The following is a 21,031-nucleotide window of genomic DNA, read 5'->3' as shown; positions in this document are numbered from 1 at the left end:
GGAAGTGTGGCGACACATGGAGCTGACGAATACTAATCGATCGAGGACTTAACCACTAACTTGAATGGTCGTTAGTCAATGTCTTTATCCAGTTTTGAGAGAACAAGCTCTCTACAATGAATAGGAACTTCGCCTAAGAGCGCAACATCCATGTTGCAACGGCGAAGCCAGTACATCCATGTACGAGTCTAGTGATGATGGCAAAGAGGTCACACCCGTTCCCATACCGAACACGGAAGTTAAGCTCTTTAGCGCCGATGGTAGTTGGGGGCTTCCCCCTGTGAGAGTAGGACATTGCTAGGCTCAAAAAGTCGTTGCTGATAAAATCAGTAGTGGCTTTTTTTATTTTTAATAGAATTTCCATCTCACTTTTTAAGAGAAAAAGTGTTTTAATATTACAAAAAATATTAGAAAAAGTGCTTGAAAAAAATATGAACCTGGATATAATAATAATTGTAGTTAATTTAATAGAAATTGTTATAAACGTTCCGAAGTAGCTCAGTGGTAGAGCAACCGGCTGTTAACCGGTTGGTCGTAGGTTCGAATCCTACCTTCGGAGCCATTTTTTTTGAGAAAATTATTATATATTATAAAATAGTAGTTGCGTATTGCTAACAAGTTTGCTATAATAGTTTTTGTCGTTAAGATAAATAAATAGTTTGGCCCGTTGGTCAAGTGGTTAAGACACCGCCCTTTCACGGCGGTAACACGAGTTCGAATCTCGTACGGGTCACCAATAATTACAATAACACTAATCTATATATCATGGAGGATTAGCTCAGCTGGGAGAGCACCTGCCTTACAAGCAGGGGGTCGGCGGTTCGAGCCCGTCATCCTCCACCATAGTGTTATTACGGAGGGGTAGCGAAGTGGCTAAACGCGGCGGACTGTAAATCCGCTCCTTCGGGTTCGGCGGTTCGAATCCGTCCCCCTCCACCATTTTATTGCTGGGGTATAGCCAAGCGGTAAGGCAACGGATTTTGATTCCGTCATGCCTAGGTTCGAATCCTAGTACCCCAGCCATTTTTATTTAAAATACATACATTATTAATTCAATCCTTTACTCAGTCGAGTAGGGGATTTTTTTTAGTTTAATTTTATATTTCATACCTTTTCCTCTTTAACGGTGAACTGTTGGAAAATTTATTACTTTATATATAAAATAGAGGACACAAGGAGGATGTTTACATGAAGAATAACAAGATTTCAATTATTGGGGTACCTTCAGATTATGGTCAACATCGACGTGGGGTAGATATGGGACCGAGTGCAATACGTTATGCAGGTGTTGTAGAAAGATTAGATCGAATTGGATATGAAGTGCTTGATGAAGGCGATATTCTACTCAAACATGACAAAGTGAAAAAAGTACAAGATGAGCAACTGAAAAATTTAGATGAAGTAATTGAGGTTAGTTCACAACTATCAGATAAGATACAAGATGTTTTAGGTAAAGGGAGATTCCCCCTTATCCTAGGTGGGGATCATAGTATTGCAATTGGTACACTTACTGGTTTAGGAACAAAGTATAAAAACCTAGGTGTAATTTGGTACGATGCCCATGCAGATTTGAATACACCCGAAACTTCTCCATCAGGAAATATCCATGGTATGCCTTTAGCTGTTAGCTGTGGACTAGGAGATGAGCGACTTGTTAATATAGCTGGATATGCTCCGAAGATTAAACCTGAAAATATCATAATCATTGGCGCACGTTCGGTAGATCCAGGTGAGAAAGAGTTAATTAAAAAGCATGGTATAAAAGTTTACTCAATGCATGAAATCGATCGAATGGGTATGACAAAAGTAATTGAAGAATCTATCGAATATTTAAAGAAGCGAAATGTAGATGGAGTTCATTTATCATTAGACTTAGATGGCCTAGACCCATTATATACACCTGGAGTAGGTACACCTGTACCAGGGGGAATAACTTATCGTGAGAGCCACTTAGCAATGGAAATGTTAGAGGAATCCGGTTTTATCACATCAGCTGAATTTGTTGAAGTTAATCCTATATTAGATGAACGGAATAAAACAGCTGAGGTAGCTGTTGCTTTAATGGGTTCATTGTTTGGTGAGAAGTTAGTATAGTGTTTAAGGCTTAATTTTGAATTCTGGATAAAAATACTAAAAAAGCCTTTATTAGTAATGAAAAAATTTTGATATAATATTAAAAATAACGAAACTTTTACGAACTTGTTACGTAAATATAGTAAGCTGAGTAGGAGAGGAAACACAAATGGATGCGTTATTGAATAAAAGAATAAAGCAAGTGCTAAAAGGTGATCAAAACGCATTTACAGATGTAGTGACTCTCTACCAGCACAAGCTTTACCAATTATGCTATCGTATGCTAGGAAATAAACAGGAGGCTGAAGATATTGCACAAGAAGCCTTTGTTCGAGCATACATAAACTTACATTCATACGATCAAAAAAGGAAATTTTCAACATGGCTTTATCGGATTGCAACGAACCTTTGCATTGACCGAATTAGAAAAAAGAAACCAGATTATTATTTAGATGCCGAAGTTCCTGGTACAGATGGATTAGATATGTATTCGCATATTGCTGCAACCGACCAACTCCCGGAAGATGCAGTAGAGCAAATGGACCTTCAAGATCGGATTCAATATGAAATTAGCAGATTGCCTGATAAATATCGTTCAGTTATTGTATTAAAATATATAGAGGAATTATCTCTTCAAGAAATTAGTGAAATTCTAGATATGCCCCTGGGGACTGTAAAAACGAGAATTCATAGAGGTCGAGAAGCTCTAAGAAAGCAATTAAACAATCTATAGGAGGGAAGAATATGAGTACGTGTCCACAATACATTGTTGACTATATGCATGAATATTTAGATGGCGATATAAGTCGTGAACATGAACAACAGCTTAAGAAACATTTGCAAGATTGCTCAGATTGTCAACAACATATGCACCAGTTAAGTGACACGATTGCTTTTGTAAAGAGTGCAGCGCATATTACAGCACCTCCTAATTTTGAGGAACAAGTAATGAAGCGTCTGCCGAAACCAAAACAACGGTTAGGCGTGCAAAAATGGTTAAGAAGGCACCCAATCATTGTAGCAGCAGCAGTGTTCCTATTTTTTATGAGTGCTACCTTACTAAATAACTATCCAAATGATGAGTTCTCTGTGACAAAACAACCAAATTTAGTTGTTGATGGTCAAACAGTAATTGTACCTGAAGGGGAAGTTGTAAAAGGTGACATAGTCGTGAAAAATGGCGATCTTGTTATTGAAGGAGAAGTCGATGGAAATGTTACAGTTATTAATGGTCAATATATGGCCTCTACAGCGGTAGTAACTGGACAAATCGAAGAAATCGATGAAACATTCGAATGGTTATGGTATGAAATGAAAAGAATGGCGAATGATTTTATGGCACTGTTTGAATAAATAAAACATGTTAATAAAACTATAATAAGAAACAGATCTAAGTCTACTCAAAAGAGTGGACTTTTTTCTTGGAAAAGGCTATTTTGTGCAAAATATGGTATACTATTTTTACATTAAAATGATATAAATTAAGGTGAATTTTAATGTAAATACTGTTCTTAAAAATTAATTTACTTAATTAAGGAACTTTACGTAATAACATGAAGTTGTATTAGATATAAATGAATTAGCTAGGAAAAAGTGGGGGATGCCACGTGCAAATGATTGAGCAGTTTACAGACTTAACACCTGTAAATGTTGTATTTAGCTTTTTAGATGTACTGCTTGTATGGTACGTAATATATAAATTATTAACCCTCATTAAAGGGACAAAGGCTGTTCAGTTATTAAAAGGTCTCTTTGTTATTATCTTTGCAAGATTTGCTACAGTAATCTTTGGTCTGGATACCCTCGGCTGGCTACTCCAAGAAGTAATCGATTGGGGATTTTTAGCCATCATCATCATCTTTACTCCTGAAATTAGGCGCGCTCTTGAACAATTAGGGCGTGGTAAAATATTTCAACGTTCAACTGGTCAATTAGAGGATGAACAAACAAGGTTAATCGAAGCGATGAAAAAAGCCGTAAGCTATATGGCAAAAAGACGAATTGGTGCATTAATATCTCTTGAAAAAGAAACAGGGTTGAATGAGTATATTGAAACAGGAATTAAGTTAAATGCAGAAATTACAAGCGAATTGTTGATTAATATCTTTATTCCAAATACTCCTCTACATGATGGAGCTGTAATTGTACAGAAAGATAAAATTTCCGCAGCTGCATGCTACTTACCTTTGTCAGAAAGTACGTTTATTTCTAAAGAACTAGGTACTCGACATAGGGCTGCTGTTGGATTAAGTGAGGTTACAGATGCTGTAACGATTGTTGTCTCTGAAGAAACCGGAGCAGTTAGTTTAACGAAGAATGGTAATCTTCACCGTAACTTAACAATTGATGAATTTGAGGCACAATTAAGAAAAATGTGGTTTGGCCCGGAACAAGATTCGGAAATTGCCCCTAAGTGGAATTGGAGGGGGAAAAAGAATGGATAAACTCTTCGATAGTTATTGGGTATTAAGAATTACAGCATTAATATTAGCAATTTTGCTTTTCTTTTATGTAAAAGCACAGATGGATACTAGTGATCAACCGACTAGTACAAATTCGCAAATGGATATTATCACTGCTGTACCATTAGAAGTATATTATGATTCTGAAAACTTGATTGTTTCAGGTTTGCCAAAAACCGTAGATGTAACGGTTGAGGGACCAATGGCAATCGTTTTACAAACGAAATTAAAAAGGGATTTTAAAGTGTTTTTAGACTTAAATTCACTGCCAATTGGACGACATCGTGTTACATTGCAACACGAAAACTTCTCTGAAAAGCTAGAAGTGTCAATTGATCCTAAAGTTGTTGATATTGTCATAGAAGAAAAGGTGACGAAAGAACTACGTATAGATCCTGAAATGAATAATGGTTTAATTGCAGAAGGATATGAATTAATTGGAATGACTCCCGAGCCATCCACCGTATTTGTAACTGGTGCAAAAAGCGTTATTGAAGATATTAGTTATGTGAAAGCAACGGTGACAGGAGAAAAAGGAATAAAAGCTTCTTTTGAACAAGAAGCCGCTGTGAAAGTTTTAGATAGCAATCTAAATAAACTTGATGTGACAATTGAACCAGCAACAGTTAATGTAATAGTCGATATTCGAGAATACAGCCGTGAAATTCCAATTACTCTAAAAGAAGTAGGTAAACCTCCAGAAGGCATTACCATAAACAGTTTGAGGCCAGATATAGAGAGGATAAAAGTCTATGGTCCAAAATCTATTATTGACTCATTATCTGAACTAGTCGTAGAATTTGACATATCAGAAATAGAGAGTTCAGGTAGTTACACTGTTGATGTAGTAGCGCCGAATGGAACCACAAAGCTTTCTACTAAGAAGATTAAAATAAATGCTAATGTAACGAAAACCAATAATGATACAGAAACGAACGAGCCTGTAGAGGAACCAGAAGAGGGAAACGTAGAAGAAACGGATTCAGAAAATCCAGCCATTGAAGATGAAATTACAACACAATAATTTTGAGTTGTTTAAGTAATCAAATTCGAAGCATGGATTGTCTAGCATTGAAGGAGAGAAAAGTATATGGGAAAATATTTCGGAACTGATGGCGTCCGTGGTGTCGCGAATTCAGAGTTGACCCCAGAGTTTGCATTTAAACTTGGACGTATCGGTGGATATGTGCTGACAAAACATACTAAAGAACGCCCAAAAGTGATAATTGGACGAGATACACGTATTTCAGGACATATGTTAGAAGGTGCACTTGTTGCAGGTTTACTTTCAATTGGTGTAGAAGTAATGCGACTAGGTATTATTAGCACACCGGGTGTAGCATATTTAACACGTGTCATGAATGCTGATGCAGGTGTTATGATTTCTGCATCACATAATCCTGTTGCTGATAACGGGATTAAGTTTTTTGGTCCAGATGGGTTTAAATTAACGGATGCACAGGAAGCAGAAATAGAAAATTTAATCGATGTGGAAGTGGATACATTGCCACGTCCTATTGGTGGAGAATTAGGTAGTGTGAGCGATTACTTCGAAGGTGGTCAAAAGTATCTATCTTATTTAAAACAAACAGTTGAAGAAGACTTCTTAGGTATTCATGTTGCTTTAGATTGTGCGCATGGTGCAACTTCTCAACTTGCTACACATCTATTCGCAGATTTAGAAGCGGATATTTCATCCATGGGTTCATCACCAGATGGCCTAAATATCAATGAGGGTGTAGGTTCAACACATCCTGAGAAGTTAGCAGCCTTTGTCTTAGAACGTGGCGCTGATGTTGGACTAGCCTTCGATGGTGATGGTGACCGTCTGATTGCTGTAGATGAAAAAGGACAAATTGTAGATGGTGATCAAATCATGTTCATCATCGGTAAATATTTAAATAGCAAAGGCCGATTAAAGAAAAATACGATTGTTTCTACAGTGATGAGTAATATCGGCTTTTATAAAGCACTAGAAGATAACGGAATGACAAGTGTGAAAACGGCAGTTGGAGACCGATATGTTGTAGAAGAGATGCGTGCCAACGATTATAATCTTGGTGGTGAACAATCTGGCCATATCGTATTCCTTGATTTTAATACAACAGGTGATGGCTTATTAACAGGAATCCAGTTAGTAAACATCATGAAAGCAACGGGTAAAAGATTATCTGAATTAGCTTCAGAAATGACGATTTTCCCACAAAAATTAGTCAACGTACGCGTAACAGATAAAAATGCTGTAACTCAAAATGAAAAAGTTGCAACAGCCATAAAAGAAGTAGAAGATGCTATGGGTAGCAATGGACGCGTTTTAGTACGTCCTTCAGGAACTGAACCACTTGTTCGTGTAATGGTTGAAGCAGCCACAGAAGAAGAATGTGAAAGCTATGTTAACCGTATTGCCAATGTTGTTCGTACAGAATTAGGAATAACGGAATAAAGACGAAAAATCCAGCTACAAAATAAGTAGCTGGTTTTTTTAATTCATCATGGCTCAAAGCGTTTATTTCCCATTCAAAAAGCACATAGTAATGTTGATAAATTGTTTTGAGGAGTGTTAAAAATGGCTAAAGTAGCAACATTAATTACAGACCTTTTTGAGGATATTGAATATATTAGTCCAAAAGAAGCGTTAGAAGAAGCTGGGCATGAAGTTATTACGATTGATAAAGAAGGGAATAAAGCAGTACGAGGAAAACAAGGTGAAGCACGAGTTGAAATAGATTATGGCATTGAGGATGTAAATCCAAGTGAGTTTGATGCACTGTTTATTCCTGGAGGTTTCTCACCTGATTTATTACGTGATGATGATCGAGTCGTGGCATTTGCGAAAAAATTTATGAGTGACATGAAGCCTGTTTTTGCAATATGTCATGGACCACAACTATTAATTACGGCACGTTCTTTAGAAGGACGAGATGTTACAGGTTATAAATCAATAAGAGTCGATTTAGAAAATGCAGGGGCAAACTTCCATGATCAAGAAGTGTTTGTTTGCCAAAAACAACTTGTAACGAGTCGAACTCCAAAAGACCTTCCAGCATTTAACCGTGAAATTGTGAACTTATTGAAAGAAAAAGGACTGTAAAAATAGTAAGTGTTTGTGACAAAAGTGGTTTTTCAAATTTATTTAGAAATATTAGTGATAAAAATTTGCTTAGAAAAGTTGATTGGAATGGAGTGTGGCAGACTCCGGCGGGAATAGCATGAGCCGAAAATCCATTTTTGCCGGCCATAGTCGGCAAAAATTAGTTGAGGCCATGCCCGCGGAAAGCGTCCACACGGAATGGAAATCAACGTCCTTTATATCAAAAAACCACCATTTTTCTAAAGTGAAAAATGGTGGTTTTTTAGTTTTGTCTCATCCTCTATTTTTTTATATAGACAAAATGAGTGATTGATTGACGGAATGGAGCATATTCTGTATGATGAAGGTGCTTGAAAAATGGGATTAGAAACATCTTCCAATTTTCAAGTGAGCGCACAATAGGAGGTTAGGAACGCGCTATAAAAATAAAAGGAAAACAATAATAGCGCCTGAGCTAAGGAAATCGGACGTATAGCAAATCCTTAGTTGACGAGGTGGAGGATTATCGAATTTTCGGCGGATACCTCCCGATCGCATGCCCGATTGTTAATTTCGTTTTTAAAACAAAAAAGCAATTTTTTGGACAGCAAAACGAAAAGGCAAATATAAAAAAGCAATATTAATGAATCAATGCTTATTTTGGATAAAGGATGTAATTAGGCAGAATCCTATTCAATAATTAAGCAGTTATTTTGCATTGGCTTTTTTATTGATATTGCTTATTCGGAGGAAAATCAAATGTGTGGAATCGTAGGATATAACGGAGAATTAGACGCAAAGGAAATTTTACTAAAAGGATTAGAAAAACTAGAATATCGTGGATATGATTCAGCAGGTATTGCCGTTCGTAACGAAGAAGGAGTTACGGTTTTTAAAGAAAAAGGTCGTATTGCAGATTTACGTGGTTCAGTGGATTTAAATGTTTCTGCTGATATTGGTATTGGTCATACACGTTGGGCTACTCACGGGGTGCCGAACAAATTAAATGCACACCCTCATCAAAGTACTTCTGGTCGTTTTACACTAGTACACAATGGGGTTATTGAAAACTATCATTTACTACAAAAAGCATATTTAAAAGGTATTCAAATGCAATCTGATACGGATACAGAAGTAATCGTTCAGCTTGTTGATTTATTTGCTAAAGAAGGATTATCAACAGTTGAAGCATTCCGCAAAACGTTATCTTTATTACATGGTTCTTATGCCCTTGCACTTTTAGATCAAGAAGATGAAGATACAATTTATGTTGCTAAAAACAAATCACCACTATTAGTTGGTGTAGGTGCTGGATTTAATGTTGTAGCATCTGACGCGATGGCAATGTTACAAGTTACAGACCAATTTATCGAACTACGCGATAAAGAAGTTGTTCTTGTTCATAAAGACAATGTTGAAATCACAACACTAGATGGACGCCCGGTTGAACGTAAACCATTTAAAGCAGAACTAGATGCTAGTGACATTGAAAAAGGAACATATCCTCACTACATGTTAAAAGAAATGGATGAGCAACCAGGTGTCGTTCGTAAAATCGTCCAAGAATATAGTAATAGTCTTGGAGAGTTAACAATTGATGACAATATTTTAGAGGCGATTAAAGAAGCAGATCGTATCTATATTATTGCTGCAGGTACTAGTTATCATGCTGGATTAGTTGGTAAACAATATTTCGAAAAACTTGCTAGAATTCCTGTTGAGGTGCATATTTCAAGTGAATTTGGTTATAACATGCCACTGTTATCTGAAAAACCATTATTCATCTTTATCACACAATCAGGAGAAACTGCAGATAGCCGTCAAGTGTTAGTAAAAGTAAAAGAATTGAACTATCCTGCATTAACGATTACAAATGTACCTGGTTCAACATTATCTCGTGAAGCAGATTATACATTATTATTACATGCAGGTCCTGAGATTGCTGTTGCTTCTACTAAAGCTTACGTTGCTCAAGTTGCAGTTCTTGCAATTGCTGCTTATGTTACTGGGAAGTCCCTTGGAAAAGGTGAAGATTTTGATCTGAAACACGAGTTAGGAATTGTAGCAAATGGTATTCAAACAATTGTTGACTCTAAGAATGAATTAGAGCAAGTTGCGGAAGATTATTTGAAAATCGCTCGTAATGCATTCTTCATTGGACGTAACCTAGACTTCTGTGTAAGTGTAGAAGGCGCATTAAAGCTAAAAGAAATTTCGTATATTCAGGCTGAAGGTTTTGCAGGCGGAGAGCTGAAGCACGGAACAATTGCCTTAATTGAAGAAGGAACACCTGTCTTTGCCCTTGCTACTCAAGAGCAAGTAGCTTTAAATATTCGTGGTAATGTGAAAGAAGTCGTTGCGCGCGGAGCAAACGCATGTATTATTTCAATGGAAGGCTTAAACGAAGAAGGCGACCGATTAGTGATTCCAAAAGTGCACCCACTACTAACACCACTTGTATCAGTCGTACCATTACAATTAATTAGTTATTATGCTGCTCTTCACCGCCGTTGTGATGTGGATAAACCACGTAATTTAGCGAAGTCGGTAACAGTAGAATAAGAATTATAAACCATTTAAAAAATAAAATTGATAAAAACACCCTACTTGGATATTATTTCCACAGTAGGTTGTTTTTTTATTTGAACAATGATAGGGTTCTTGAAGGATTACGGTCATCTACATCTAAGGTCGTAGTTTAATTTAAAGCTAAGGGTTGTTACTGGTTATTGTTTTTTACTATAAAATGTAATTACAGAAAGACATATTACTGGAGGTAATAAGAATGAAGAAAACATTTTTTATGGGTATAGTTATCGGTGCGGTCGTTTTCGCGACAGCTGGTTGTAATACAATCGTGAGTGGAGATGTAAAAGGAGAGACGTCTATTTCTATTAAAAAAGACGAAGTAAAACAATTGGACGTAGAGCTTAATTTACCAGTAGGAGAATTAATGGTTTCTAAAGGTGCGGAAGAATGGGTTGAAGGTAGTATTGAATATAATAAAAAGAAATTAGAGCCAGAAGTTATTTATAATTCAAAAGGTAAAAAGGGCGAGGTTATTATTGAACAGGGAAATTTAAATAATCTTAATCTTTCAGAGATAAAAAACGAATGGAATCTAGAGCTTTCAGAGGATGTTCCTATGAATCTTTCAGTTAACTCAGGTGCATCAAGTACGGAGCTTGATTTAAAGGGCTTAAAGCTTGAAAAATTAGATGTTGAAGCAGGTGTTGGGGAGCTTCGCATTGATTTAGGTGGAAATTGGGAAAATAGCTTTGAAACAAATATCGAGACTGGAGTGGGTCCAGTGACTATTATTTTACCTTCAGAAGTAGGGGTGAAAATAAAATCTGAAAAAGGGATTGGAACTTCTAATGTAGAAGGCTTTATATCTCAAGGTGAAGGCGTTTATTTAAATGAAGCATATGAAGACGCTGACGTAATTTTAACGGTTAATACAGAAATGGGTATTGGAGAAATTACTTTCAAATTAGATAAGTAAACATGTCTCTGCTATTTGATTGATGGGAATAAAAGCTCCCTCTAAAAATTACGGTTATTAGGATAAGGGTTCCTTTTGTGAAATCCATACGTTTTTTTAAAGAGGTAATGTAGCTTATTAAATCTGAATATAATGTAAAAATATTTTGCTTGTATTACCAGCAAAGAGAAAAAAGAGTGTATTTTTTAGTTAAATTTAAAACCACATATTCTAAACACCTTTTATTCGCTGAATCTTTATTGAGCGGGGGAACCAATTCGATAGCCTTGACTATCTTGGGGTGAGTCTTACTTAGTAAGAGGGGATACTCTCAGTCCCTAATCCGACAGCTAACCTCGTAAGCGTTACAAGTTTTACCAGAGGGAAAGGTCAAAGGGGTAACCTAAGACCATTCTATTTGCTATGGTCTTTTTTTCATGCTCATTTATAGCGAAGTTTTAAGTGTTGAGGAATTGAAGGGAGAGATTGGATTTAGTGAGTTATTAGTTAAGAAAAAGTATGATTAAATCCTGATTTATATTTGACCACTGTTACTAAAAGTAAGAAACGGTCAAAAAATTTTTTTCAAAGGAGATGACCGAACTGGTCATTTTCGTTAGATGATAAATGACCGATTTGGTCAGTGAGGTCATGAAAGAAAGGAGATTATCATCATTAATTCACTATTTAACAACTTAAAATTGGAGAAACAAGAACGTATTATTAATGCTGCAATAAATGAATTTGTTCAAAATGGTTTTGACAAAGCATCAACCAACGAAATTGTAAAAGAAGCTAGAATATCCAAAGGTTCATTATTTAACTATTTTAGTAGCAAGAAAGACCTTTATTTATATTTAATCCAATACAGTTATAAAGTTATCGAGATAATCTATAAACAAATAGATTTGAATGAAACGGATATTTTTAAAAGAATAGAAAAATTAGGATTAATAAAATTACAAATACAAAGAAAATTTCCTAAAGTTTTTGATTTTTTTATTTCAATAGTCAATGAGGAATCGGATGAAGTGAAGGACGAAATTAAGGAAAGAGTGAATTCTATTTACGATGAAGGGATGGCAAAAATCTATGAAAATATAGACTACTCCAAGTTCCGTGATGACATTGATATTCAAAAAGCGATCGAAATTCTTAATTGGACGATGTTTGGATTTGGGCAAAAGTCTATTAAGCAATTAGATACTTTTGAGAATGTTGGAGAAGAATATCTCAAAGAATGGGCGAGCTATTCCAACTTATTAAAAAATAGTTTTTATAAATAAGGAGGATTATGTGTGAACATATTGGAGGTTAGGAATTTAACGAAGAAGTTTGGGAAATTTACAGCACTAGATGGAGTTAATTTTGAAGTGGGGAGTGGAGAGGTTTTTGGCTTTATTGGACCTAATGGAGCTGGGAAATCTACAACAATACGAGTATTACTTGGTATTTTAAAGGCATCAGAAGGCGAAGTAAAAATATTTGGCAAGGATGCTTGGAAAGAAGCGGTGGAAATTCACAAAAGATTGGCCTATGTACCGGGGGATGTTAATTTATGGCCAAATTTAACGGGTGGTGAAGTAATTGACTTATTTGTTAAATTGCAAGAGGGAAATAATCAAAGTAGAAGGGAGGAATTGATTAAAAAATTTGATTTAGATCCTACTAAAAAATGCAGAACGTATTCTAAAGGGAATAGACAAAAGGTTGCGTTAATTGCAGCATTTTCCTCAGATGCCGATTTGTATATTTTAGATGAACCAACTTCGGGACTAGATCCATTGATGGAACAAGTTTTTCAAGAGTGTGTGATGGAAGTTAAAAATAAAGGTAAAAGTGTACTTCTTTCAAGTCACATCCTCTCTGAAGTAGAAAAGTTGTGTGATAGAGTGGGAATCATTCGCCAAGGTCAAATTATAGAAACAGGCTCCTTAGATGAACTCCGTCACCTAACTCGTACACATATCCTCGTTGAGACAAAGCAACCTGTTTCTTCGTTAAATAAAATACAAGGTATCCATGAAATAGAAGAAACAGCTCGAGGGTTGACATTTCAGGTAGATACGGAAGAACTGGAGCATGTCATAAGACACATTAGTCAGTTTGGAATTATAAAGTTGGAAAGTGCACCACCAACCCTTGAAGATTTATTTATGCGTCATTATGAAAGCAAAGATAAAGTAGAAGGGAAAGTATCAGGAGGTGTCCATTAATGGACCTAAATATTTTTGCTAACACAGGCAAGCTATTTAGATTTATTCTTCATCTGGATCGAATAAGAATTCCATTATGGATAATTGGTTTAGCGCTATTCACATTAATTGTACCTCCTACTTTTGAAAACTTATATGAAACGCAACAGGATAGAGATGCTATTATTGAAACAATGGCAAATCCAGCAATGACTGCTATGTTAGGGACCGGTGATCTCGAAAATTATACAACTGGTGCAATGACAGCTCATAATATGTTATTAATAACTGCGGTAATAGTAGGGTTAATGGCTATTTTACTTGTCACACGTCATACTAGAGCAGAGGAAGAAGAGGGACGTATTGAAATGATTCGTTCCTTACCATCAGGGCGACTTTCTTATTTAAATGCTACACTTCTTGTAACAAGTGGTACGTATATTGTTTTAGCTCTATTTATAAGTTTAGGATTATATGCACTTGGAATCGAAAGTATTGATTTAGAAGGTTCTTTACTTTACGGTGCTATCTTAGGTGGAACAGGGTTAGTTTTTGCAGGAGTTACAGCCGTTTTTGCTCAGCTTACAGAAAATTCACGAGGTACGATTGGATGGTCAGTTACAATATTGATTTTTTTCTACCTTTTAAGGGCGATAACGGATATAAGTAATGAAGCATTATCATGGCTCTCTCCATTAGGATGGGTATCGAAAGCAGGAGTATATTCATCAAATAATTGGGGACCAATATTTTTAATGCTAGCTGTTTCTCTCGTCTTATTTATACTAGCAAACTATCTAAATAGCATTCGTGATTTGGAACAAGGATTTATAGCTTCTAAACCAGGAAGGAAGTATGCTACTCGTTTTTTACAAAGTCCTATTGGTCTAGCATTTCGATTACAGCGAACAGGGTTTATAGCATGGGCAATTGGCATGTATATACTTGGTGCCTCCTATGGATCAATATTTGGCGATTTAGAATCTTTTTTTGAAGGAAATGAAATTTATCAACAAATGTTGCAGCAAGCGGAAGGGGCTTCGATAGCGGAACAATTTATCCCGACATTAATGATTGTCATTTCCCTTTTAGCAACAGTTCCTCCTGTAATGGCTATGAATAAACTCCGTGGTGAAGAGAAAAATGGGCGTTTGGAGCATTTATTAGCTAGAGCTGTATCTAGAACACGGCTAATCACATCATATTTAATTTTAGCGATTGTGAATGGTTTTGTAATGATTTCCCTTAGTGCTCTTGGTCTATGGTCTGCTGCAAATTCAGTAATGGAGGAAGGTCTTGAATTTAGAATGATCTTCAGTGCAGCTTTAGCATTTTTCCCAGCAATGCTTGTTATGATTGGTATCGCTGCATTTCTTAATGGATTTCTACCAAGGTTAACCCATTTGGTTTGGATGTATTTTCTTTATTCATTCTTCGTCTTGTATTTAGGGAACTTGATGCAATTTCCAAATTGGGTTGGCCAACTTTCTCCATTTGGCCATGTTCCAGAAATACCTATAGAGGATGCAACTTTTATGCCATTTTTTTTATTAAGTATTATTGCAGTAGGATTAATGCTCATTAGCTTTGTTGGCTTTCGAAATCGTGATATATAAAATATTACTACCATTAAGTGCTTAAATGAGTAAAAATAGGAAAAGTTGTGTATTTATAAGATTTTATTTATAATTGGCGTTAATATATTTAGAATTTTTGAAAAAATGATTTTCTAGGAGGATATATGAAACTAGGTGCCTTTTCTGTAAGTTTAAATGTGAAAGATATTCATCAATCAAAAGATTTTTACGAAAAACTAGGTTTTCAAGTTCTTGGAGGAGACATTAATCAAAACTGGCTTATCCTGAAGAATGAAGACACTGTTATTGGACTTTTCCAAGGGATGTTTGAAAAGAATCTATTAACTTTTAACCCAGGGTGGAATCAAAATGCTGAAAACCTCGAGCATTTTACAGACATTCGAGACATTCAAAAAGAACTAAAAGCAAGTGGAATTAAAATGATTAAGGAAGCAGATGAATCAACAGAGGGCCCTGCACACTTTATTATTGAAGATCCAGACGGTAATCCAATTCTTGTAGATCAACACAGATAGCGCAGATAAAGTTGGAACATATTGATGTTCCAACTTTTTTTTATGCTTAATTTGGAATAGCATTAGTACAAATGTCATCTCTTTTATGAAGATAGTCCTCTGCTAATAATGTGTAATAGAACTGGTCATTAAAATCCTTAAATTCTTCTAATAAGTTCCCAATTTTAAAGTGATAATTCATTCCCTGTCTGTTCAATAGAGCTTTTGAAGGCTCATTTTCATAATGAACAAAGGCAATAATCTTCTTAAGTCCAATTACTTCAAAACCGAATTGTTGAGTTGCTTTTGCTGCTTCAAAGGCAAGCCCTTGCCTAGTTTGCCAGGGTTTTAAAAATTTGTAGCACCGACAGGGATTGCTAGAATTGCAGTGGAGTTGTCTGAAAAGTCATTTTGAGACAGCTCCTTCCTATTGCTGAAAAAGGAATTTACGATAATAAAAATTTAGTGATGACAAAAAGTATATCTGCATGGAAGGCATATAATCGTAATGTTATAGAAGAAGCACAGCAACTAGGCAACAATATTGAAAAGACAAAGAATATGGTCTTCCCTTCAACATTGCCTGTCCTGATGTTTACGACGAAAGAGGATAAGATTAATGAAGAATGGAAAACAAATATTACCTTTTATCAAGATCAGTTAAAAAATCAAAAGATTAGTAAACTCATCCCTTTGGAAGGGCACCATTATTTACATTGGACACAATTTAAGGAAATGAGTAAACAAGTAGATGATTTTATCGAAAGCTACAGCAATACTCTCTAATAGAAACGAAGTAAGGAGAACCAACCATGTTTAACATACTTTACAAAAAATACAAGTTATCCTTTTGGATTATTTTAGGATTCTTATTTATTATAGGAGGTATCTCCAATTTATTCACAGGTACTCTCTGGGAAGTTGCATTGAACATTGTTTTGGGGATTGTTTGTATTATTATAGCTATGTCTATTTTATTCAAACAAAAAAATCGAGTTTAAAAATGGAGGATTTACGTTGAGTATTAACAATTTACAAGACACAACAACTTTAAGTAATGGTATAAAAATGCCTTGGTTTGGACTAGGTGTTTTTAAAGTAGCAGAAGGCCCTGAACTCGTGAATGCTGTAAAAACTGCAATTAAACATGGTTACCGTAGTATTGATACTGCAGCAATTTACCAAAATGAACAAGGTGTTGGTAAAGGAATTGAAGAAGGCTTAAAAGAAGCGGGAATTTCTAGAGAGCAATTGTTTGTCACTTCAAAAGTTTGGAATACAGATTTAGGATATGAATCAACAATTGCTGCATATGAAGAAAGCTTAAAAAGACTCAACTTAGATTATTTAGATTTATACCTTATTCACTGGCCGGTGGAAGGAAAATACAAAGAAGCTTGGCGTGCGATGGAAACACTATATAAAGAGGGTAAAGTAAAAGCGATAGGCGTAAGTAATTTCCAAATTCATCATCTTGAAGATTTATTCCAAGATGCAGAAATTAGGCCAATGATTAATCAAGTGGAATACCACCCGAAATTAACGCAAAAAGAACTACATGCATTTTGTAAAGAACATAATATTCAACTAGAAGCATGGTCGCCTTTAATGCAAGGTCACTTGTTAGAAAATGAAACGTTAAAGGAAATCGCAAATAAATATAACAAAACCGTAGCGCAAATTATTTTACGTTGGGATTTACAAAATGGGGTTGTGACGATTCCTAAATCAACGAAAGAACATCGAATTGTTGAAAATGCTACTATTTTTGATTTTGAATTAACTAATGAAGATATGACGATTATCGATGGGTTGAATGAAAATGTTCGTATTGGCCCAGACCCAGATAATTTTAATTTTTAAAAAAAGACATGGAATAATCCATGCCAATTGGTATTAACCCCAAAAGTGCCAATGTTGAGGAACGTACGATGGGGATTGTTGAATGTACTGGGGTTGCTGATACTGTTGATAGATATTTTGTTGCGTGATTGATTTGTGCTCTCTGTTACAATCTCTATAAGGGCCGATATACGTTGAAGGCTTAACTGGTGAAATAACTTGCTTCCATTGGTTTTCGTTCAGACAGTAAGTATGCGCCATAATATTAGCAGGAGTAAATTTTAAAAGGTCAGATCCTAAAATAACTTCTGGTGTGGATGCATTAAATATCGCTAATAGATGTGTGTTATCAGCGGTCGCCATTTCATAATGCCACCAACCTTGTGGTACATTTGCTACCTGGCCAGGGGTAATAGGAAAATTAAGTAGTTCCTTCGTAAATGGATTTAATATCGAAACAGTTGCAGCCCCAGAAATACAATAAACCAATTCTGCTGCATTTTGATGATAGTGCGGCTCAACAACGTTACTTTTACTCAAGAAAATATCCAATAACGATACATTATCAAGAGTATTCAAATTACTTTTTCCTAATAGGTTAATGTAGTTTCTGTTATCTTTAACGAATAAAGGGTTCTTATTCAGGTCGAAAGTGTACTGGGTTGATGTAGAGGTATAATCCATATTTAAAGCCATAAGTTTTCTCACCTCGTTTAAAGTAAATACATATGCATCATATGCAAGTACATTTATTTAGGTGTTTAAACTAATTTTGAATTAATTTCTAATATGTGTTGAAATTAAAATTGAATCCTAATTAAAAGTTGCTATAATAATAACAGCAGTGTGTAGAGATATTGGTATTAGTACGAGTTACTTACCAAAAATATATGTCGCATTATACGTGATACGTCTACCATCTGGAATATTTATTTCGGAGGGAAATATGTACAAATAAGATAGACTACCGCAAAATGCAAAAGAAGGTATATTGTTTTTATTGATTATTTCAATTATCTCAGTAAACACGATTGCTCCAATTATTATGGGGTTAGAGCGCGGCTTTTCACTAGAAAACTATTTTGAAACGCTAAAGATTATTCCATTTATGTGGGTAATCGTAGTGTTATTAGTAAGGTTAGTAGCAGGTCCTCTTGTTGGTAAAATAATGCCTAAATTCGTAGGTCAAACTGATGGGTTTAACGCTAGAATTTTACTAAATACGTTATTGAATGTAACAGTTCTATCCGTTCTACTAACGATTATTGGAACTTGGGTAGGCACAAGACAAATCAGCATCCAGCCTTTCCAAAACTTCTTACACATATGGCCAAGAAATTTTGGAGTAGCATTTTGGATTGAGTTATTAATTGCACAACCAATTGCTAGATTTGCAATGAAAAAGTTACATGCTAGACAAAGAGTATTAGCGGAAAATGTAAATTCATAAATAGAAACAAGGCATAGAGAATTTTTGTTCTCTATGCCTTTTATATTTTCTAAATCTAATGTACCTAATGAAGTACTTGATAAATCAAATTAAAGAACTTATAGTTATCTAAGATAATTGTTACCTAGAGTAACTATATTGATTAGGAGGGAGTATAATGGAAGGCTTTTTTCAAAATTATTTAAGATTGTACCGTTCGTTAATCACTTCCTTAAATGAATTAATGAGTAACTATCATCTTTCTTATTCTTTATGGCAAGTTATGTATTATATAAAAAATTACGGACCTTCAACACTTGTGGACATTTCGAATTATTACAATGTCGAAAAACCCACGATTACAAGAAGGGTCCATCGCTTAGAAGAATTGCAGATTGTTGTTCAAATTCCAGGGAAGGATCGGCGTGAAAAAATTATTCAGTTAACAGAATTAGGGGAACAAATTTATAAAGAATGTAGATTGGAAATTATTAACTTAGAAAAAAACGTGATGGAAGGCATCTCTAAGGAAGACCAACACATCACTTATCTAACACTCCCTAAAATTCAACACAATATTATGAAACGTGAGGGAAATAAGATTGAATAAAGAGAAATTATGGACAAAGGATTTTCTTATTGTATCTGGCGTCAATTTTTTATTAACATTAGTCTTTTATTTATTAGTTGTCATTATTGGTGTATATGCAGTAAATGAATATCATGCATCAACTAGTCAAGCAGGACTTGTTACAGGGATATTTATTGTTGGAACGTTAATCGGACGTTTGTTTATTGGACGATATATCAATACGATAGGTCGTAAAAGGACATTATTTATAGGGTTAATCTTATTTATAACAACAACTCTTTTATACTTTGTTCATTTAGGCATTGCTTTCTTAATTATTACTCGATTGTTACATGGGGTTACTTTAGGAATCGCAAGTACAGCTACTGGAACAATTGTTGCTCAAGTCATTCCTAATAGTAGAAAGGGCGAAGGAATAGGCTACTATAGTATGAGTACAACATTGGCTACTGCGATTGGACCATTCATTGGGTTATATATGACACAACATACGAGCTCCCAATGGATTTTTATCCTTTGCCTTGCTCTAGGTATCATTAGCTTTATTACGGCTTTATTTGTGCGTGTACCTGAGTTGGAAGTTACTAAGGAAGCAACTGTACAAAAAGGTGTAAAACTTTCTCAATTTATTGAACCAAAAGCCGTTCCTATTGCAGTAATTACGCTAATCGTTGCCTTTTGTTATTCAAGTGTTTTATCGTTTATTAACTTTTATGCAATTGAAATTGATTTAGTAAATACAGCAAGTTTCTTCTTTTTAGTGTATTCTTTAGCGGTGTTCATTTCACGTCCATTTACTGGGCGATTAATGGATGAAAAAGGGGCAAACACTATTATGTACCCTGCCTTTGTCTTCTTTGCTGTTGGGATGTTAATTTTAGGGTTTGCACACAATAGTTTTATGTTATTGCTAGGGGGAGTTCTGATTGGCCTTGGTTTTGGTAATATGCAATCTTGTACTCAAGCTATCGCTATCAAACTCACTCCGCCACACCGTATGGGATTAGCAACATCAACCTTCTTTATCTTTTTAGATGCAGGTCTTGGATTCGGCCCTTATTTACTAGGGTTCTTTATACCAGCATTAAACTATAGCACGTTATATATTATTTTAGCATTTGTTGTTCTAGCATCATCCGCACTCTATTATTTACTACATGGTAAAAAAGACCAATTGGTTTTTAGCAAATGAGTATCTATTAATAAATTACAAAAACTGGGATAATGAAATGTAAGTAGAGTGTCTAGGAGAGAGTGATGAGATGAATAATACAATTGTTGTACCAGTGGATGGATCAAGAATTGCACAAAATGCGTTGAAATTTGCAATTACCATGGCAAAAGCATACGGCGATGAAATTAGAGTCATTAACATTCAACCGAGCATTGCGATATTGGGTGAAGGGATAATAAAAGAAGCCGAAGCACTGTTAGAAAACGAAGGAGTTATATACTCTTCAAAAATTCGTATTGGCACTCCTGCCATTGAAATTATATCAGAAGCGAATGGAGATTCTGTGCGTTGTGTTGTGATGGGTTCAAGAGGAATGAATGCCGATTCTAGCCGCAAATTAGGAAGCGTTAGTCAGGCAACTCTTACAATGGCAACATGCCCAATTATGTTTATTCCAAGTTAATAGATTTATATTTTTGAAGGAGGTGTCCAAAAAGAATAATTTTTTGGACACCTCTTTTCTTTCTTGATAAATATCTCTTATGAATTATTGTTCCTGCGGTGGTTGTCACCATCCTCGTCGCAATTTATCTGTGACGAAAGCGGTAGCGTCAGTTA

20 protein-coding genes, 5 tRNA genes, 1 rRNA gene, 1 pseudogene and 1 riboswitch are annotated in these 21,031 nt (G+C 35.3%); of the genes and pseudogenes, 25 read left to right on the top strand and 2 right to left on the bottom strand.

Annotated elements, in window-relative coordinates; genetic code table 11:
* Positions 1–187 precede the first annotated feature (187 nt).
* The 19 genes from rrf (at position 188) to D8M03_RS14845 (ending at position 15,397) form a co-directional block, all read left to right on the top strand.
* Positions 188–303: ribosomal RNA gene (gene rrf, locus D8M03_RS14935) — 5S ribosomal RNA — on the top strand.
* Between the two features lie 184 nt (positions 304–487).
* Positions 488–562, top strand: a tRNA-Asn gene (locus D8M03_RS14930).
* Positions 563–661: 99 nt separating this feature from the next.
* Positions 662–736: transfer RNA gene (locus tag D8M03_RS14925), tRNA-Glu, on the top strand.
* Between the two features lie 31 nt (positions 737–767).
* Positions 768–843: transfer RNA gene (locus D8M03_RS14920), tRNA-Val, on the top strand.
* Between the two features lie 12 nt (positions 844–855).
* Positions 856–939, top strand: a tRNA-Tyr gene (locus D8M03_RS14915).
* Between the two features lie 9 nt (positions 940–948).
* A tRNA-Gln gene (locus D8M03_RS14910) sits at positions 949–1,023 on the top strand.
* A 165-nt stretch (positions 1,024–1,188) separates the two neighbouring features.
* Positions 1,189–2,094 (top strand): arginase, encoded by a 906-nt coding sequence (rocF, locus tag D8M03_RS14905; protein WP_121215622.1) that lies wholly within the window; start codon positions 1,189–1,191, stop codon positions 2,092–2,094.
* Positions 2,095–2,242: 148 nt separating this feature from the next.
* Complete coding sequence (sigW, locus tag D8M03_RS14900) at positions 2,243–2,806, top strand: RNA polymerase sigma factor SigW (RefSeq protein ID WP_121215621.1); 564 nt, start codon at positions 2,243–2,245, stop codon at positions 2,804–2,806.
* A gap of 11 nt (positions 2,807–2,817) precedes the next feature.
* Entirely contained in the window at positions 2,818–3,426 is a 609-nt protein-coding gene (locus tag D8M03_RS14895; protein ID WP_121215620.1) for an anti-sigma factor family protein, read from the top strand.
* 254 nt (positions 3,427–3,680) lie between these two features.
* The gene (gene cdaA, locus D8M03_RS14890) at positions 3,681–4,517 is read left to right on the top strand and encodes a diadenylate cyclase CdaA (protein WP_121215619.1); all 837 of its coding nucleotides are present in this window, start codon (positions 3,681–3,683) and stop codon (positions 4,515–4,517) included.
* Positions 4,510–5,559, top strand: coding sequence for a CdaR family protein (locus D8M03_RS14885; RefSeq protein WP_121215618.1), 1,050 nt, complete (start codon positions 4,510–4,512; stop codon positions 5,557–5,559). The genes cdaA and D8M03_RS14885 overlap by 8 nt, the downstream gene beginning before the upstream one ends.
* Positions 5,560–5,625: 66 nt before the next feature.
* The gene (glmM, locus tag D8M03_RS14880) at positions 5,626–6,978 is read left to right on the top strand and encodes a phosphoglucosamine mutase (RefSeq protein WP_121215617.1); all 1,353 of its coding nucleotides are present in this window, start codon (positions 5,626–5,628) and stop codon (positions 6,976–6,978) included.
* Positions 6,979–7,101: 123 nt separating this feature from the next.
* Positions 7,102–7,626, top strand: a complete 525-nt coding sequence (locus D8M03_RS14875; RefSeq protein ID WP_121215616.1) for a type 1 glutamine amidotransferase domain-containing protein — start codon at positions 7,102–7,104, stop codon at positions 7,624–7,626.
* Between the two features lie 738 nt (positions 7,627–8,364).
* Positions 8,365–10,167: a glutamine--fructose-6-phosphate transaminase (isomerizing) gene (gene glmS, locus D8M03_RS14870; protein ID WP_121215615.1), complete on the top strand. Its 1,803-nt coding sequence runs from the start codon at positions 8,365–8,367 to the stop codon at positions 10,165–10,167.
* 223 nt (positions 10,168–10,390) lie between these two features.
* Entirely contained in the window at positions 10,391–11,110 is a 720-nt protein-coding gene (locus D8M03_RS14865; protein WP_121215614.1) for a toast rack family protein, read from the top strand.
* Positions 11,111–11,326: 216 nt separating this feature from the next.
* A riboswitch (cyclic di-AMP (ydaO/yuaA leader) is annotated at positions 11,327–11,469 on the top strand.
* A gap of 321 nt (positions 11,470–11,790) precedes the next feature.
* On the top strand, positions 11,791–12,375 hold the full coding sequence (locus D8M03_RS14860; RefSeq protein WP_245987624.1) for a TetR/AcrR family transcriptional regulator: 585 nt from the start codon (positions 11,791–11,793) through the stop codon (positions 12,373–12,375).
* A gap of 12 nt (positions 12,376–12,387) precedes the next feature.
* Positions 12,388–13,305: an ABC transporter ATP-binding protein gene (locus D8M03_RS14855; protein WP_121215612.1), complete on the top strand. Its 918-nt coding sequence runs from the start codon at positions 12,388–12,390 to the stop codon at positions 13,303–13,305.
* Positions 13,305–14,900 (top strand): ABC transporter permease, encoded by a 1,596-nt coding sequence (locus D8M03_RS14850; protein ID WP_121215611.1) that lies wholly within the window; start codon positions 13,305–13,307, stop codon positions 14,898–14,900. The genes D8M03_RS14855 and D8M03_RS14850 overlap by 1 nt, the downstream gene beginning before the upstream one ends.
* Before the next feature lie 125 nt (positions 14,901–15,025).
* Complete coding sequence (locus D8M03_RS14845) at positions 15,026–15,397, top strand: VOC family protein (protein WP_121215610.1); 372 nt, start codon at positions 15,026–15,028, stop codon at positions 15,395–15,397.
* Positions 15,398–15,443: 46 nt separating this feature from the next.
* Here the strand turns inward: D8M03_RS14845 and D8M03_RS18100 are convergent.
* Positions 15,444–15,713, bottom strand: a pseudogene (locus D8M03_RS18100) (GNAT family N-acetyltransferase); the annotation flags it as partial.
* Positions 15,714–15,787: 74 nt separating this feature from the next.
* Between D8M03_RS18100 and D8M03_RS14835 the strand changes: the two are divergent.
* Both D8M03_RS14835 and D8M03_RS14825 read left to right on the top strand, forming a co-directional pair.
* A complete protein-coding gene (locus D8M03_RS14835; RefSeq protein ID WP_121215608.1) occupies positions 15,788–16,162 on the top strand; it encodes a hypothetical protein in 375 nt (124 codons plus the stop codon).
* A 282-nt stretch (positions 16,163–16,444) separates the two neighbouring features.
* Positions 16,445–17,239 (top strand): aldo/keto reductase, encoded by a 795-nt coding sequence (locus tag D8M03_RS14825; protein ID WP_121215624.1) that lies wholly within the window; start codon positions 16,445–16,447, stop codon positions 17,237–17,239.
* A gap of 33 nt (positions 17,240–17,272) precedes the next feature.
* On the opposite strand, the gene D8M03_RS14820 is transcribed toward D8M03_RS14825, so the two are convergent.
* On the bottom strand, positions 17,273–17,914 hold the full coding sequence (locus tag D8M03_RS14820; RefSeq protein ID WP_121215606.1) for a cupin domain-containing protein: 642 nt from the start codon (positions 17,912–17,914) through the stop codon (positions 17,273–17,275).
* A 295-nt stretch (positions 17,915–18,209) separates the two neighbouring features.
* Between D8M03_RS14820 and D8M03_RS14815 the strand changes: the two genes are divergently transcribed.
* The 4 genes from D8M03_RS14815 to D8M03_RS14800 all read left to right on the top strand — a co-directional run bounded on the left by D8M03_RS14815 (position 18,210) and on the right by D8M03_RS14800 (position 20,876).
* Positions 18,210–18,668 carry a DUF2798 domain-containing protein gene (locus tag D8M03_RS14815; protein ID WP_301285954.1) on the top strand — a complete coding sequence of 153 codons (459 nt, stop codon included), beginning with the start codon at positions 18,210–18,212 and terminating at the stop codon, positions 18,666–18,668.
* Between the two features lie 157 nt (positions 18,669–18,825).
* Positions 18,826–19,257 (top strand): MarR family winged helix-turn-helix transcriptional regulator, encoded by a 432-nt coding sequence (locus D8M03_RS14810; protein WP_121215605.1) that lies wholly within the window; start codon positions 18,826–18,828, stop codon positions 19,255–19,257.
* On the top strand, positions 19,244–20,431 hold the full coding sequence (locus D8M03_RS14805) for an MFS transporter (protein WP_121215623.1): 1,188 nt from the start codon (positions 19,244–19,246) through the stop codon (positions 20,429–20,431). Before D8M03_RS14810 ends, D8M03_RS14805 begins: the two co-directional genes overlap by 14 nt.
* A gap of 70 nt (positions 20,432–20,501) precedes the next feature.
* Positions 20,502–20,876 carry a universal stress protein gene (locus D8M03_RS14800; protein WP_121215604.1) on the top strand — a complete coding sequence of 125 codons (375 nt, stop codon included), beginning with the start codon at positions 20,502–20,504 and terminating at the stop codon, positions 20,874–20,876.
* Positions 20,877–21,031 lie beyond the last annotated feature (155 nt).

Source organism: Ureibacillus endophyticus (genome assembly GCF_003628435.1).
Classification (GTDB): Bacteria; Bacillota; Bacilli; order Bacillales_A; family Planococcaceae; genus Ureibacillus; species Ureibacillus endophyticus.
The sequence above is the reverse complement of the archived record's forward strand: the minus strand, read 5'-3'. Positions and strand labels throughout refer to the sequence as shown.

Excerpts from the sequence above, each read along its gene's own strand:
- D8M03_RS14885 (WP_121215618.1), top strand. The coding sequence starts at position 4,510 with ATGGATAAACTCTTCGATAGTTATTGGGTATTAAGAATTACAGCATTA.
- glmS (WP_121215615.1), top strand. The coding sequence starts at position 8,365 with ATGTGTGGAATCGTAGGATATAACGGAGAATTAGACGCAAAGGAAATT.
- D8M03_RS14820 (WP_121215606.1), bottom strand. The coding sequence starts at position 17,914 with ATGGCTTTAAATATGGATTATACCTCTACATCAACCCAGTACACTTTC.
- D8M03_RS14875 (WP_121215616.1), top strand. The coding sequence starts at position 7,102 with ATGGCTAAAGTAGCAACATTAATTACAGACCTTTTTGAGGATATTGAA.
- D8M03_RS14895 (WP_121215620.1), top strand. The coding sequence starts at position 2,818 with ATGAGTACGTGTCCACAATACATTGTTGACTATATGCATGAATATTTA.
- D8M03_RS14825 (WP_121215624.1), top strand. The coding sequence starts at position 16,445 with ATGCCTTGGTTTGGACTAGGTGTTTTTAAAGTAGCAGAAGGCCCTGAA.
- rocF (WP_121215622.1), top strand. The coding sequence starts at position 1,189 with ATGAAGAATAACAAGATTTCAATTATTGGGGTACCTTCAGATTATGGT.
- glmM (WP_121215617.1), top strand. The coding sequence starts at position 5,626 with ATGGGAAAATATTTCGGAACTGATGGCGTCCGTGGTGTCGCGAATTCA.
- D8M03_RS14850 (WP_121215611.1), top strand. The coding sequence starts at position 13,305 with ATGGACCTAAATATTTTTGCTAACACAGGCAAGCTATTTAGATTTATT.
- D8M03_RS14800 (WP_121215604.1), top strand. The coding sequence starts at position 20,502 with ATGAATAATACAATTGTTGTACCAGTGGATGGATCAAGAATTGCACAA.
- D8M03_RS14845 (WP_121215610.1), top strand. The coding sequence starts at position 15,026 with ATGAAACTAGGTGCCTTTTCTGTAAGTTTAAATGTGAAAGATATTCAT.
- D8M03_RS14810 (WP_121215605.1), top strand. The coding sequence starts at position 18,826 with ATGGAAGGCTTTTTTCAAAATTATTTAAGATTGTACCGTTCGTTAATC.
- sigW (WP_121215621.1), top strand. The coding sequence starts at position 2,243 with ATGGATGCGTTATTGAATAAAAGAATAAAGCAAGTGCTAAAAGGTGAT.
- D8M03_RS14865 (WP_121215614.1), top strand. The coding sequence starts at position 10,391 with ATGAAGAAAACATTTTTTATGGGTATAGTTATCGGTGCGGTCGTTTTC.